The following is a 12,932-nucleotide window of genomic DNA, read 5'->3' on the forward strand; positions in this document are numbered from 1 at the left end:
GAATATATGAATTTTGCAGATATTTTTTCAAAAATAAGAAGACAACAACCTAGCGTTAAAGAAGCTCCAAATCACTGGGTAAAATGCCAAAGTTGTCATGCTTTGATGTATTATAAAGAAATAGAATCTTGTTTTAATGTTTGTCCTAAATGCAATTATCACATGAGAATTTCAGCTGATGAACGTATTAAACTTTTAAGCGATGAAGGCAGTTTTATTGAGTATGATGCAAATTTAGAAGCTATAGATCCTTTAAAATTTGTTGATAGCAAATCCTATAAAAAACGCCTTAGCGAAGGTGAAAGTAAAACAGGTAGAAAAAGTTCTGTCATCAGCGGAGAATGTGAAATCAACAGTTTAAAAACCCAACTTGTTGTATTTGATTTTTCTTTTATGGGTGGATCTTTAGGTTCTGTTGAAGGAGAAAAAATCGTTAGAGCTATACAAAGAGCTATCACAAGCAAAACCCCTCTTGTCATCGTAAGTGCAAGCGGTGGAGCTAGAATGCAAGAAAGCACTTATTCTTTAATGCAAATGAGCAAAACTAGCGCCGCGCTTAAACTTCTTAGCAAAGAAAAACTTCCTTATATTAGCATTTTAACTGATCCTACTATGGGTGGGGTAAGTGCTTCTTTTGCATGGCTTGGAGATTTAATCATCGCTGAACCTGAAGCTTTAGTCGGTTTTGCTGGTGCAAGAGTTATTAAACAAACTATAGGAGCAGATTTACCTGAAGGCTTTCAAAAAGCAGAGTTCTTGTTAGAACATGGACTTATAGATGCCATAGTTGAAAGAGGAGAACAAAAACAATATCTTAGCGATGTGCTAAAATTTTTCAGTGGAAAATAATTTGCAAGTTAATATCTTTTGTATTCAAAAAAGTGATGAATTTAAAACTTGGAGTGAGAAATACTCTAAACTTATTTCTAAATACGCCACTTTAAAAGAAATAAATGTTTTTAATAAAAAAATAGCCTTAGCTCAAAATTTAAATGCCATAGAAGCAAAAAAAAGCTATGAAGAAGCTTTTATGCCTTATAAAAAAGGCTATTGTATCGCTCTTGATGAAAAAGGGAAAGAACTTACAAGTATAGAATTTGCAAAACTCATCCAAGATAAAAATGAATTAAGTTTTTTTATAGGTGGTGCTTATGGTTTAAGAGAAGAATTTAATCAAAGTTTGGATTTTAGACTATCATTAAGCAAACTTACTTTAGCACATCAATTTGTTAAAACCTTACTTTTAGAACAAATTTATCGTGCATTTTGCATCAACAACAATCACCCTTATCACAAATAGAAAGTTTTAAAATGAAAAAAAATGAAATACAAAATTTCAAAAATATTTTAGAAGAAAGAAAAAAAACCATCTTAGAAAATTTGCAAAGCAATTCAAATGAAATCGAAGCTCTTCACAATAGCGTCCCAAGCGATAGTGTAGATTTTTCTATCATAGAAACAGGCTCTCAAATTGACTTTACTATCAGCACCAATCTCAAAGAAGAACTTATAGAAATCGAAAATTCTTTAGATAAAATCAAAAACGGCACTTATGGAATTTGCGAATCTTGCGATGATGAAATCGACTCTCAAAGACTAAAAGTCAAACCTCACGCAAGATATTGTATCACTTGCCGTCAAATTGCAGAACAAGGAAAAAAACATGAAAATTAAACTCTTTTTACTTGCAAGTTTTATTTATATAGCACTTATTTTTGCCTTTGCTTGGCATCTAGAACTAGGAAGCTATACTCTAAATATCAGTACTTATACCTTTGAACTACCTATTATGATATGGCTTGTTATTCCTTTATTTGTTTATATGATTTTAGCCGTTTTGCACATAGCATTTTATGGATTTTTGCGTTATTTAAAATTTAAGCATTTTTTTAAAGATGCAACTAAATTTGAAGCTTATACTCAAGATTTGCTCCTTGAAAAAGATCTTAAAACCACTTTTCAAACAAAAGAATTTAGAGCTGTGGCACAGCTTTTTAAAACCCTAAAAACACATGAAAAAATTCCACACTCAAATAAAATCAATGAAATTTTAGATCTTATTGATGGTTTAAATAAAAACGAATTTTTTAACCTTAGTAAATTTAAACTCGAAAATAACAATGTTTTATATTTGCAAAATGAAAAAAATCATCTCAAAAACGATGCAAATTATGCCTATAGCAAACTTAAAAACCTTAATGAAATCAAAGATGAATTTGAAGAAATTGCTTTTAATACTCTTATAGAAAAAGCTAGTTATGAACAAATTAAAAATGTAAAAATCCCTAAAAAGCCTTCTGAAGTTCTCACACTTATCAAGCGTTTTAAAGAAGGAAATTTAGAACTTAGTGCAGCAGAATACGAAGTTTTACTTTCACACAATATACTAAGCGAAAAAGACTATCTTAACGCAGCAAAACTAAGTACTAAACTTTTAAATCCTGATGCTATTTTAGGAATTTTTAACAAAATTAAAAATGAAAAAAGCGAAGCTTTAAGAGCACATTTATATCTTTTAGCTGAATTTGGACTTTTAGATGAGTTAAGAGAGCAAATTCACAATGATGATAAGAAATTTAATGATTTTAAGGCCTTTTTAGCCTTGCGTGAAAAAAATATCAAAATCAATCTAAACCAACTCATACAATGATAGATTTTAGCAAAAAACCTTTATTTTTAGCTCCTATGGCAGGTTTTTCAGATCTGCCTTTTCGTAATGTAGTAAAAAAATTTGGTGCTGATATCACCATAAGCGAAATGATAAGTTCTAATGCCTTAGTTTATGAAAGTTCTAAAACTCTACATATGCTAGAAAGAGCTGAATTAGAAAATCCTTATATAGTCCAAATTGCAGGTGGAGATAAAGAAGTGCTAAAAAAAGCAGTGCAAATGCTAAATGAAATGGATTTTGTAGATGGGATTGATTTTAATTGCGGTTGCCCTGTAAATAAAGTTGTTAAACAATGCGCTGGTAGTGCTTTGCTAGAAAAATTAGAGCTTTTTAAAAATCTTGTAGGAGTAATTAAAGAAAACAATAAAAAAAGCCTTACAAGTGTGAAATTTCGACTAGGATTTAATGAAAAATATCCTGAAAAAATGGCTAAAATTTGTGAAAGCTTGGGGGTGGATTTTGTAAGCATCCACGGACGCACAAGAAAACAGCTTTATAGCGGAAAAGCCGATTATGAATCCATTGCCAGTGCTAAAGCGAGCGTGAAAATTCCTGTGATTGCAAATGGTGATATTAACGCACAAAACGCTAAAGAAGTTTATGAAATCACAAAATGCGATGGACTCATGATAGGGCGTGCAAGCGTGGGAAATCCTTGGATATTTTATGAAATCAAAAGCGGTAAAAGCGTAGATGAAAAACTCAAAAAAGAAATCATACTCACTCATTTTGATGAAATGATAAAACACTACAAAGATCAAGGCGTAAGTATATTTCGCAAACATTTACACGAGTATTCTAAAGGCTATAAAGACGCTTCAGCCTTTAGAGATAGCGTTAATCGTATCGACAATGTCGAAGAAATGCGAAAAAAAATAGAAGAATTTTTTAGTTTAACTTGATCGATTTTTATAATTTAAAAAACCTTAAGCCTTAATATCTATACTTTTTGGTGCAGAATTTAAAGAAAGAATTTTATTAAATTCTCCTGTGTTATCATCACTAAATTTCATACCAAAAAGAAGTTCTAACTCATCGCTTGTGCTAAATTTACCTTCTAATAGTTTTTTTACAATCTCGTTTCTTACATTATCATTTTTGTAAGTTTCTTTGTTTTTACTTTCTGCTTGTATAGGTTTAAAAGGCTTTTCTTTGTCTTCTTCTGAAGTTTCTTTGTTATTTGTATTTTTTAAAGGATTGCTATAATCTACACCTTTTGCCTTTTCTGTTTCTTCTAGTGATTTTACAAACTCATCGTGCCTTTGTTTAAAATCAAGATATTTAGTTTTAAATTCTTCTAGGCTCATATTAGAATTAATAAGCTTATTGTATTCATCTCCTAAATTCTCAATAGTTTTTATTAGTTTATCATCTCCTAAATTTTTAGCTCTATTTATATAATTCCATATTGATAAACTATCTCCCATAGGATTGCCCCAGCCATCTTGCTCGTAGGAATATTTTAAGGGATTTTTATTCATAAAGGACAAAAATTCTTTTATTTCATTGTTGTCCGTATCGCTATTAAGTCCAGCTAATTTACCCAGTAAGGTTGTTTGTCCTTTAATTGTGCTAAGATTATTTATAAAAAACGCAATTAAAGCACCACCTTTAGATATTTTGTTATCATGTATTTGATATTTATTAGAACCCAAATCCGCTATATTTTTATCAGCAAGCTTCCAAATGAAAGCATTATCGCTTTGTAATTCTTGCCAATAATTTACCCCATCTTTTTGGGATAGATTTTTTAAATCCTGTTCTTGAAAGCTTTCTCCTAATCCCTTATCTTTAACAAAAGAAGAAAAAGAGTTATAAGCATCTCCTATTGTTTTGGCAATGTCTATTTGAGAGTAAAAAGGTTGTCTTTTAATAAAGTTATTTACAAAATTATTTAAACCATCTGCATAAATCTTATAATCTTTTGGCAAGCCTGCTGCTTCGTTGAAATCACTTGTAAAAAAGCCCTCTTTATCTACGCCATAGCCTAAAATTTTATCTACCGCTTGTGATTTATCACTTACAAGGTTATTATTTGCTATGGCATTAGATGATTTTGTATTTGAAGTAGTATTACTAAAAGTATTTGTGTAATTGTAGTTTGAATAAGAATTTATACCATTAATCATTTTTGCCTTCCTTGTAAATGAAATTTATTAAGATAAATCGGCAAAAATGATTTTTTCTTAAAATATCTACTCATAATTTAAAATATATAATATAAAACCTTCTAACACTCGAAGAAAAAATTCTTACTTAATCTTTTAAAGTCCTTATAATCAAACTTTTAGGCAAATTAAAATGCTCTATAAGTTCTTTCTCTTTTTCTCTCATTTCTCCATTATCATTTTCATGATCAAAACCTAACAAATGAAGCATAGCGTGGATAAAAAGCAAGCTTATTTCTTCTTCATAGCTATGCCCTAACTCTTTAGCCTTCTCTTTTGCCAAATCCACATTGATCACAACAGAACCCAAAGGCAAACTTTCATCGATATTTTCAAGCGGAAAAGAAAGTACATCAGTGGTTTTATCTTGTTTTCTTTGCTCTAAGTTAATTTCTTGCATTTCTTTACTATCCACAAAGACAAGCTCCACATCTTTAGGGCTTAAAAAACTTGCTATAGATTCTAAAAAATCACATTTTTCATCACTTAATATCATAAACCTTCCTTAATCAAATGATATAAATTTTCTATTTCTTCATCATCAAAAATCGCACAATTTTTACTGCTATAAAATTGTTTTAGTTTTTTCTCTTCAAACTCAAATCCTAAAGCACATTGAGAATGCGAAGGTAAAAAAGCCCTTAGTAATGTAATGGAATTTTGAATTTTCTCATCACAGGCGAAACAAAAAAAATCTTTATGCAATCTTCCTTCAAATTCCAAAATTTTTAAATAAGCATCAACAATAACACGCTTTGGATTTTGTTTTTCAAACCTTTTCACACACTCATCAAGTAAATTAAAATAAAAACTATCAAGCTCTTCCACATCTTTTAAGTGTCTATATAAAAGACGGATAAATTCTTGCCAAATAAGCATTTTATCCCTTTGCATAATCCATAAAAATCCCAAATGCAATACATCTTTAAGTCTTGGTAAAAAACTAGGATTTTCTTCTAAAGCAAAGTCGATTTTATAGCCGCTTAAAATACTAGAATGTCTAAGTCCATAAAAACGATAAGCCTTAATAAGCATTTTAGGACTTAAAATATAAACGATCAAATCCTCGTCTTTAACTTTTTGAGTATGAAGTATAAAGCCTTGCATTAAACAATTTCAATACCATAAGCTCTAAGTATATCAAAAGCGGATTTTTCTAAATTTTCATCAAAACTTGCACTTAAATTTTGGTGTAAAATTATCCTTGCATTAGGCTTAGCACCAAAAGCTAAAATGATATTACAAAACACACAAATATGAGAAACAAGCCCTGCAAAATGAAGTTCTTCATAATCGCTTTTTTGTATGAAATTAGCTAGTTCTAAGCTACCAAAAGTATTTTTATAAAAAATTTTATGAGCTTTTTGTAAAAAAGGTTCAAATTCCTTTGGCATTTGCCAACCCAAACTCTCTTTAATACAATGTTTTACAGGTAAATTTAAACCTTCTTTACTTTGTAGATAATGCTCATCATGCGTATCATAGGTTAAAAGCAAATGCGTGTTATTAAAATCGATTTGATTTAAGGCTTTAAGAATATTTTCTTTGATTTTTAAAGCCTTATCAAAACCTAAACTTCCATCAATAAAATCATTTTGATAATCCACTAAAACAAAAGCTTTTTTCATGCTTTTATGCCTTTTGAAGCCAAAAACTCTCCGTGTGTAAATTGGCAAAAGCGGTTTTTAAACTTGTAAAAAGCTTAGGATGATCTTTTTCTAAATTTGCTAAAAGCTGTTTAGCTTCTTCTCTAGCGTGGGGGAATTTTACATTTTTTTCGCTGAGTTTCATACCAGGACAAAATTCATTTCCTATCACGCTAAGTTCATTTTGCGTAGCATTATCCCTAAGCTGTCTTTCTCGCACAAAAATCAAAGGGCGTATCACAATTACACCGCGTTTGCTTTGATAAATAGGCGCTAAGGTTCTTAAAGCTCCATTATGAATAAAATTCATAAAAAAGCTTTCTGCTGCATCATCTAAATGATGGGCTATAGCAAGCTTGTTAAAACCTTTTTCAAGAGCGTAAGTATATAAAGCTCCACGACGCATTCTCGAAAAATAACTACAAAAACTTGAATTTTCTCTTATGGTATCACCTGAAACTTCATAAATATTTGAATCAAGCACGCTATGTCTAATGCCGTGTTCTTCACAATGTGCATGAAGATGAGAATAATCCTCGCCCATGCCATAACTCAAAGTTACCGCTTCAAGTTCAAATTTAAAAGGAGCATGAGCTTGCATACGATTTAAAAGATGGGCTAAAGCCAAAGAATCTTTCCCGCCGCTAAGCCCTAAAAGAACCCTATCTCCATCTTTAATAAGTCCAAATTTAGCATTAGCTTGTGCAACTTGGCGTATAAGTTTTTTGCTAAGATTTATCATAATTTCTCGCACATTTTAAGCACAAAATTGGCTGAAATTTTAGCTGAATTGATCACAAACTCATCAAAATCAAATTCAGCCTTTTCCCCTGCTTTATCACTCATAGCTCTTAAGATAAAACAAGGCACCTTTAAAGCATCACAAACCAAAGCCACACTTGCGCCTTCCATTTCACAAGCATCCGCATTGAAAATTTCTCTAATTTTTGCTTTTTTTGCTTCATCGCAAATAAACTCATCACCCGTTGCAATAATACCTGCACGAAGTTTGATATTTAATTCCTTAGCAACTTCTAAAGCAAGATTGTTTAATTTCTCATCGGTTTTGATAAAAATTTCATTACCTGGAACAAAACCCAAAGGATGCCCAAAAGCGGTAATATCAAGATCGTATTGAGCTAATTTTGTTGCGTAAAGCAAATCACCAATTTCAAGTTCAGGATTAAAAGCACCTGCAACTCCTGTAAAAAGCAAAGCTTGTGCGCCAAATTTTTCTATCATCACACTAGCACTAAGAGTAGAATTTACCTTGCCGATTTTAGAATACGCTAAAACAAGTTCATGATTTTTATACTTTGCAAAATAATAAGTATTATTAGCGTGTTCTATTTTTGTATAATCTTTAAGTGTTTCAAGCAAAGGAGTGATTTCTTCACTCATGGCTCCTAAAATTGCTATTTTCATCATATAACCTTTAAAAATTCATCAATATCATTCATATTTGTTAAAGCATAAGTTTCTTTTGAAGTGATTTTTTTATTCAAACCCTTAAGCACACTTGCGCCAAATTCTATGAAATAATCTACTTCATTTTCACATGCCTTAATGCTTTGTTTATAAAGCACAGGAGAGATAAGTTGTGCTTTTAAAAGCTCAAGGGCTTCTTCTTTGCTTGTATAAATTTTGGCATTTGCATTAGAAATTACGGCTTTAAAATTTGGTTTTAACACCTTTTCAAGCTCCACACAAAGCTTAGCTGAAGCATTTTCCAAAAGAGGACAATGACTTGCCACGCTCATATTTAAAAGCATAGCTCTTTTAGCTCCTGCTTCTTTAAATACACTTTCATAACTTGCTAAATCAGGTTTTAAACCTGCTACAACGATTTGTCCATCGCAGTTATAATTTGCAGCGAAAATTTGCTTGTTTTCTTTTTGTGCTTTTTGACAAAGCTCTTCAACCTTTTCATCATCAAGCCCTAAAACAACCATCATACCCGCTTCAACTTTTACACAATCTTCTTGCATAAAAAGCCCTCTTTTATTGACCAAAGAAAGAGCCTCTAAAAAATCAAAAGCACCATTGACAGCTAAGGCTGAAAATTCTCCCAAAGAATGCCCTAAAGCAAATTTCGAACTTAAATCAGGTTTTTTTTCAAGTAAAACACTATAAGCCATTAAGGAATTTAAAACGATGGCGGGTTGAGTAAATTCACTTTGATTGAGTTTTTCGTTTTCTTCAAAAAGCAAATGTTTAAAATCAATCTTACAAAAATCACTTGCGTTTTGAAGGAGTTCTTTGGCTTTTATAGAGTTTTCATAAAAATCTTTTCCCATGCCAAGACTTTGTGAGCCTTGACCTGGAAATATAAACGCGGTCTTCATTAATGACAACCGCAACCGCCGCCACCACAGCAACCGCCGCCACCGTGTCCGTGATTATGATCGTGTCCATGTCCGCTTCCACAACCACAACTATGACTTCCTGCGATAATACCTGTAAGAATTTCATCTTCACTTGCAGCTCTAGCATCTACGATATTTAAAGAAAAAAGCAAATCACGACCCGCATAAGGGTGATTATAATCAATTGTCACATCATTTTCACTAATTTCTTTTACAGTTACACGAACAGTTTCGCCATTTTCACCTTCGCCAAAAAGCTCCATACCTACCTTTAAATCAATACCTGCAAATTGCTCTTTTGGTAAAGTTTGAACGGCATTTTCATCGTATTCGCCTAAACCTTTTTCTTTTTTAATTACCACATCAGCATTGCTAGGACAATCAAGCTTCATCACTTCTTCTTCTAAGCTTTCTAAAATCTGACCTTTGCCTAAAATAAAAGAAATAGGTTGAGAATATAAATTTGATTCTAAAACTTCATTTGTATTTGCGTCTTTTAACTCATAAAACATTGAAACTACACTATTTTTTTCTATAGCCATTTTATCTCCTTAATTTATTTTCTATTGGGTGAAGCTTTTGCTTCGGGTGAATTTGGATAATTAGTTTTTAAAGCTTTATAAAAACCATTTGCTGTTTTTGTATCACCTGTTTTATCCAATGAAATGGCAGTATGATATAAAAGTTTTGGGAAATAATCCCCTTTTGTACTCAAAGAAGAACTTTTTTTATAATAAACAATAGCATTGTTATAATTTTTTTGTTTATACTCGATCTCCCCTAACCAAAAATTTGCTCTTGCGGGTTTATACTGCTTTGTTATGAGAAAATTTAATTTTGCTTTGGAATCTTCAAAAGCATTTTTATCAACATCTTTTATCGCTAATTCTAAAATTTCATTATTTTTTTTCTTTTTCCAAGATTCATCAATTTGTTTTACTTTATCATCTTGGGTATTTTGAGCATTATTGTTTTCAATAGTACTGTTTGAATCTGTAGTTGAAACAACAACACTAGGTGTAGTAGCTTTAACGCTTAAATTTGCATCATTTAATTCGTTTTTAGAAACATAATTTGCATTAATAGCATCTACTAAAGAACTAAGTTCGGCTAAAACTTTTTTTACTTGCTTATTATTAGCTTCTTGAATTTTTCTACTTTCTTCAACATAAGCCTTTAATTTTTGAATTTCACTAGTAAAATTATTTTCAATATTTTGATTATTCTCTTCAACTTGACTTAATCTAGAATTTGATTTAGCATATTGAGAATTTATACCTTCTAAAGTGCTTTGTAAACCCTCGATTCTTTCGTTAATTTCATTAATTCTAGCATTTGTTTGTATATTTTCATTATTTAAATTATCTAACTTTTCTTTAAATAATTTTTCATTTGAAGTTAAACCATAAGAAGAATTGCTTGTTATATCTCCTGCACCAAAAGCTGAGCTTTCTGCATAAAGTAAAGTAGCTCCAAGAAGAGCTACTGTGAATATTTTTTTCATTAATTATCTTGATAATTTAAATTCAGCACGTCTGTTTTGCGCATCGCAAGCTTTAGTTTTTTCAGTGCACACAGGATTTGTTTCTCCATAGCTTTTAACAGCAATTCTATCAGCATTTACACCTTTAGCGATTAAAGCTTCTTTTACAGCTTTTGCTCTTTTTAAACCTAGAGCTTGGTTATATTCATCAGTTCCCCACTCATCGCAGTTTCCTTCAACAGTAATACTTACACCGCTTACTTCAGTGTTAAAGATATTAGCATTCGTGCTTACAACATTTTGCATATCAGGACGAATGTTGAATTTATCAAAATCAAAATATACTTTATTTAAAGTATCATTAAGTTGAGAAATTTTTGAATCAATATCCCAACCATCACTTCCACCTGAACCACGATTTGAATCAACACTACTATCACCGCTTACGCTAGTGCTTTTTGTGCTACAACCACTAATAACAACTGCAAGAGCTGCAATTGAAGTAAAAAGAATTTTTTTCATTTATGACCTTTCAAAGTTAATAAATTCTTACTATTATATCTAATTTTTAATTAATTTTAACCTAAAATTGAAATTTTTACCAATCAATTGATTGAATTTTTCCAACCCTAAGAGGAAAATAAAAAGTCTTATTTGCATTTACACGAATAACACCTAAAGCACTTTGCGCACCTAAATATTTAATAAATACTATACTTCCACCGTCACTAGAAAATCTTGGAAATAAATTTTTTCCATTTGCTGTAAGTTGACGAATATAATCACTATTAATTGACATCAAATAAATATTAAAAACACCTGCTTGATTTGGTTCACGACTTGAGTAAACCAAAAAATCTTTATAAGTCGAAACAGCCGAATTGTTTCTACCATGAAAAACAACTTGTTCAGCACTATTGCTATTTAAATCTTGCATAAAAATATTAGGATATCCTAAACGATCGCTTACAAATACCACTTTACTATCATCTGAGCCAATAAAATTTCCATTAACATCAATACCAGAATAATTAGTTAATTGTGTTAGATTTTTGGTATTTAAGTCATATAAATAAACATCAGGCTGATCTTTTGGAGCCATGGTAACAAGTAGTTTACTTCCATCTACACTCACATCACTTGCTACAACCATACCGCCGCTTGATAAAATTTTACTAGCTTTATTGGTATTTAAATCATAACGGTATAAAGTTGGCTTATCATGATCATAAGCTGTATAATAAAATAGAGTTTGTTCTTTATTTCCCCATTTTGGAAATAAATTAAGCCCACCATCAACAATAACTTTTTGATAAGTTAAAGTATAATCAGCCATAATAATTTGACTTTTCTTAGAGCTAGAATTTCTCGCGATCAAAATTTTATGATCCATCCAATCAACAGGTGCAAGTCCTAACGCATTTACAGAAGCTTTGACGCTTTTATGTGCCAAAAATGGATATTGCTCTAAACCATTTAAAGTATAAGTTTGCTCTGACTTATCAGAACCGCCAGCTTTTATTTTTACATTTAAACTCAAAGTGTTACCATTTTTATTTAAAGCGTATTCAAAAGTATAATTACTTGTCTCAGTTGCATTAGCAACAACTTCAAAGTTTGAACTTACTTTCAAATCGTTCACAATGATATTATAAAAGCTTTTCTTTAAATTCTCATCACTTAAATTTGAATTATCTTTAACAATAATCTTTGGTAAAACTACACCAGAATTAACAACATCAATCACTGGATCTTCTGCCCAAAGACTTCCTAAAAAGACTAAAAAAATTGCTACAATTTTTTTCATTTTTTTCTCCTAATCATTTTTAACTTTTGCTTCATCTCTTAAATTCATGGTAATGCTTATATTTTTATTTTGCGGAGGATAAGTAATAAATTTACCTTTTTGACTTTCTAAAAATTCAGCCACTTTAGCATCATATAAAGGATTCCCACTTTTTTCAACTGAAGTATAGCCAAATTTTCCATTTTCATCAATAAAAATTTTTACCTTAACAGAAATTTTTTCACTATTTGGATAATACTGAGTCCATCTTTGAGTGATAATACGCACAACTTTCCCTAAAAATTCATCATAAATTCCAATCTTTTGCGCCTTTGTGCTTTCGCCTTGCGTTGAACTTTCTTCTTGAAGTAAACTATCATTAAGTTGTTTTACAAGTTCGGAAGCTTGAGGTTTTGGAGCACTAGAAATTCCTGATTTAGCACTTGATTGAATTTTTGTAGTCTTTTCTTCTTGTATTTCTTTAATATTTCCAAAAAGCTCATTAAAATTACTTGCCTTTTGGTCAATATCTTCAGTTTTAACTGTTTTATTTGTAGTCTGAGCAAAAAGTTTTTCTATATCAATTTGCTCTGTTGGTTTTTGTATTTCTTTAGGAGTGTTGCTTTGAGTAATAACTTGTTTTGATGGTTCAGTAAGTTCAATATCTACAAAACTATCTTTTATATCGGTATATTGTATAGCAGATTCAACCTCGCTTACAAGTCTAAAAAAAACAAGAATTACTATACTAATATATATTACTAAAGCAAGTAAAAACGAATTTAAATTACTCAAACCATAATTTTTCATGA

The 12,932-nt window shown here is 30.7% G+C and carries 17 protein-coding genes; 5 read left to right on the forward strand and 12 right to left on the reverse strand.

Annotated elements, in window-relative coordinates:
• Positions 1-6 precede the first annotated feature (6 nt).
• The 5 genes from accD to AJN58_RS03925 are packed head-to-tail and all read left to right on the forward strand — an operon-like array spanning position 7 to position 3,573.
• Complete coding sequence (gene accD / locus AJN58_RS03905; protein WP_070233944.1) at positions 7-849, forward strand: acetyl-CoA carboxylase, carboxyltransferase subunit beta; 843 nt, start codon at positions 7-9, stop codon at positions 847-849.
• 1 nt (position 850) lies between these two features.
• Positions 851-1,300 carry a 23S rRNA (pseudouridine(1915)-N(3))-methyltransferase RlmH gene (locus tag AJN58_RS03910; RefSeq protein WP_002870404.1) on the forward strand — a complete coding sequence of 150 codons (450 nt, stop codon included), beginning with the start codon at positions 851-853 and terminating at the stop codon, positions 1,298-1,300.
• Positions 1,301-1,311: 11 nt separating this feature from the next.
• On the forward strand, positions 1,312-1,674 hold the full coding sequence (gene dksA, locus AJN58_RS03915) for a molecular chaperone DnaK suppressor DksA (protein ID WP_002870403.1): 363 nt from the start codon (positions 1,312-1,314) through the stop codon (positions 1,672-1,674).
• Positions 1,664-2,650, forward strand: coding sequence for a hypothetical protein (locus AJN58_RS03920; RefSeq protein ID WP_002870402.1), 987 nt, complete (start codon positions 1,664-1,666; stop codon positions 2,648-2,650). Before dksA ends, AJN58_RS03920 begins: the two co-directional genes overlap by 11 nt.
• A complete protein-coding gene (locus AJN58_RS03925) occupies positions 2,647-3,573 on the forward strand; it encodes a tRNA dihydrouridine synthase (protein ID WP_070243412.1) in 927 nt (308 codons plus the stop codon). Before AJN58_RS03920 ends, AJN58_RS03925 begins: the two co-directional genes overlap by 4 nt.
• Before the next feature lie 24 nt (positions 3,574-3,597).
• Here AJN58_RS03925 and AJN58_RS03930 read toward each other — a convergent pair whose 3' ends face one another.
• The 12 genes from AJN58_RS03930 to AJN58_RS03985 all read right to left on the reverse strand — a co-directional run bounded on the left by AJN58_RS03930 (position 3,598) and on the right by AJN58_RS03985 (position 12,930).
• A complete protein-coding gene (locus AJN58_RS03930) occupies positions 3,598-4,800 on the reverse strand; it encodes a Cj0814 family flagellar-dependent secreted protein (protein ID WP_070291994.1) in 1,203 nt (400 codons plus the stop codon).
• 127 nt (positions 4,801-4,927) lie between these two features.
• Complete coding sequence (gene ybeY / locus AJN58_RS03935) at positions 4,928-5,335, reverse strand: rRNA maturation RNase YbeY (protein WP_002871111.1); 408 nt, start codon at positions 5,333-5,335, stop codon at positions 4,928-4,930.
• Positions 5,332-5,946 (reverse strand): recombination protein RecO, encoded by a 615-nt coding sequence (recO, locus tag AJN58_RS03940; protein WP_070286488.1) that lies wholly within the window; start codon positions 5,944-5,946, stop codon positions 5,332-5,334. Before recO ends, ybeY begins: the two co-directional genes overlap by 4 nt.
• Positions 5,946-6,467 (reverse strand): isochorismatase family cysteine hydrolase, encoded by a 522-nt coding sequence (locus AJN58_RS03945; RefSeq protein ID WP_002785057.1) that lies wholly within the window; start codon positions 6,465-6,467, stop codon positions 5,946-5,948. The genes recO and AJN58_RS03945 overlap by 1 nt, the downstream gene beginning before the upstream one ends.
• 4 nt (positions 6,468-6,471) lie before the next feature.
• The gene (locus tag AJN58_RS03950) at positions 6,472-7,227 is read right to left on the reverse strand and encodes an ATP-binding protein (protein WP_002871110.1); all 756 of its coding nucleotides are present in this window, start codon (positions 7,225-7,227) and stop codon (positions 6,472-6,474) included.
• Complete coding sequence (gene pfs, locus AJN58_RS03955) at positions 7,224-7,913, reverse strand: aminodeoxyfutalosine nucleosidase (RefSeq protein ID WP_002859787.1); 690 nt, start codon at positions 7,911-7,913, stop codon at positions 7,224-7,226. Before pfs ends, AJN58_RS03950 begins: the two co-directional genes overlap by 4 nt.
• Positions 7,910-8,782 carry an ACP S-malonyltransferase gene (locus tag AJN58_RS03960; RefSeq protein ID WP_230099754.1) on the reverse strand — a complete coding sequence of 291 codons (873 nt, stop codon included), beginning with the start codon at positions 8,780-8,782 and terminating at the stop codon, positions 7,910-7,912. Before AJN58_RS03960 ends, pfs begins: the two co-directional genes overlap by 4 nt.
• Before the next feature lie 47 nt (positions 8,783-8,829).
• Positions 8,830-9,393, reverse strand: coding sequence for a peptidylprolyl isomerase (locus tag AJN58_RS03965; RefSeq protein ID WP_070233950.1), 564 nt, complete (start codon positions 9,391-9,393; stop codon positions 8,830-8,832).
• Positions 9,394-9,407: 14 nt separating this feature from the next.
• Positions 9,408-10,355 carry a tetratricopeptide repeat protein gene (locus AJN58_RS03970; protein ID WP_070276136.1) on the reverse strand — a complete coding sequence of 316 codons (948 nt, stop codon included), beginning with the start codon at positions 10,353-10,355 and terminating at the stop codon, positions 9,408-9,410.
• A gap of 3 nt (positions 10,356-10,358) precedes the next feature.
• On the reverse strand, positions 10,359-10,856 hold the full coding sequence (gene pal / locus AJN58_RS03975) for a peptidoglycan-associated lipoprotein Pal (protein ID WP_002851617.1): 498 nt from the start codon (positions 10,854-10,856) through the stop codon (positions 10,359-10,361).
• 76 nt (positions 10,857-10,932) lie between these two features.
• On the reverse strand, positions 10,933-12,141 hold the full coding sequence (gene tolB / locus AJN58_RS03980) for a Tol-Pal system protein TolB (protein ID WP_002860943.1): 1,209 nt from the start codon (positions 12,139-12,141) through the stop codon (positions 10,933-10,935).
• A 9-nt stretch (positions 12,142-12,150) separates the two neighbouring features.
• Positions 12,151-12,930, reverse strand: a complete 780-nt coding sequence (locus AJN58_RS03985; RefSeq protein WP_070286486.1) for a TonB C-terminal domain-containing protein — start codon at positions 12,928-12,930, stop codon at positions 12,151-12,153.
• Positions 12,931-12,932 lie beyond the last annotated feature (2 nt).

Origin of the sequence: Campylobacter sp. BCW_4321 (assembly GCF_001763075.1) — a bacterium.
GTDB classification, from domain to species: Bacteria; Campylobacterota; Campylobacteria; order Campylobacterales; family Campylobacteraceae; genus Campylobacter_D; species Campylobacter_D jejuni.

What these genes read in the sequence shown, in the direction of transcription:
- accD (WP_070233944.1), top strand. Translation starts at nt 7, where the DNA reads ATGAATTTTGCAGATATTTTTTCAAAAATAAGAAGACAACAACCTAGC.
- dksA (WP_002870403.1), top strand. Translation starts at nt 1,312, where the DNA reads ATGAAAAAAAATGAAATACAAAATTTCAAAAATATTTTAGAAGAAAGA.
- AJN58_RS03920 (WP_002870402.1), top strand. Translation starts at nt 1,664, where the DNA reads ATGAAAATTAAACTCTTTTTACTTGCAAGTTTTATTTATATAGCACTT.
- AJN58_RS03925 (WP_070243412.1), top strand. Translation starts at nt 2,647, where the DNA reads ATGATAGATTTTAGCAAAAAACCTTTATTTTTAGCTCCTATGGCAGGT.
- AJN58_RS03930 (WP_070291994.1), bottom strand. Translation starts at nt 4,800, where the DNA reads ATGATTAATGGTATAAATTCTTATTCAAACTACAATTACACAAATACT.
- ybeY (WP_002871111.1), bottom strand. Translation starts at nt 5,335, where the DNA reads ATGATATTAAGTGATGAAAAATGTGATTTTTTAGAATCTATAGCAAGT.
- recO (WP_070286488.1), bottom strand. Translation starts at nt 5,946, where the DNA reads ATGCAAGGCTTTATACTTCATACTCAAAAAGTTAAAGACGAGGATTTG.
- AJN58_RS03945 (WP_002785057.1), bottom strand. Translation starts at nt 6,467, where the DNA reads ATGAAAAAAGCTTTTGTTTTAGTGGATTATCAAAATGATTTTATTGAT.
- AJN58_RS03950 (WP_002871110.1), bottom strand. Translation starts at nt 7,227, where the DNA reads ATGATAAATCTTAGCAAAAAACTTATACGCCAAGTTGCACAAGCTAAT.
- pfs (WP_002859787.1), bottom strand. Translation starts at nt 7,913, where the DNA reads ATGATGAAAATAGCAATTTTAGGAGCCATGAGTGAAGAAATCACTCCT.
- AJN58_RS03960 (WP_230099754.1), bottom strand. Translation starts at nt 8,782, where the DNA reads ATGGGAAAAGATTTTTATGAAAACTCTATAAAAGCCAAAGAACTCCTT.
- AJN58_RS03965 (WP_070233950.1), bottom strand. Translation starts at nt 9,393, where the DNA reads ATGGCTATAGAAAAAAATAGTGTAGTTTCAATGTTTTATGAGTTAAAA.
- AJN58_RS03970 (WP_070276136.1), bottom strand. Translation starts at nt 10,355, where the DNA reads ATGAAAAAAATATTCACAGTAGCTCTTCTTGGAGCTACTTTACTTTAT.
- pal (WP_002851617.1), bottom strand. Translation starts at nt 10,856, where the DNA reads ATGAAAAAAATTCTTTTTACTTCAATTGCAGCTCTTGCAGTTGTTATT.
- tolB (WP_002860943.1), bottom strand. Translation starts at nt 12,141, where the DNA reads ATGAAAAAAATTGTAGCAATTTTTTTAGTCTTTTTAGGAAGTCTTTGG.
- AJN58_RS03985 (WP_070286486.1), bottom strand. Translation starts at nt 12,930, where the DNA reads ATGAAAAATTATGGTTTGAGTAATTTAAATTCGTTTTTACTTGCTTTA.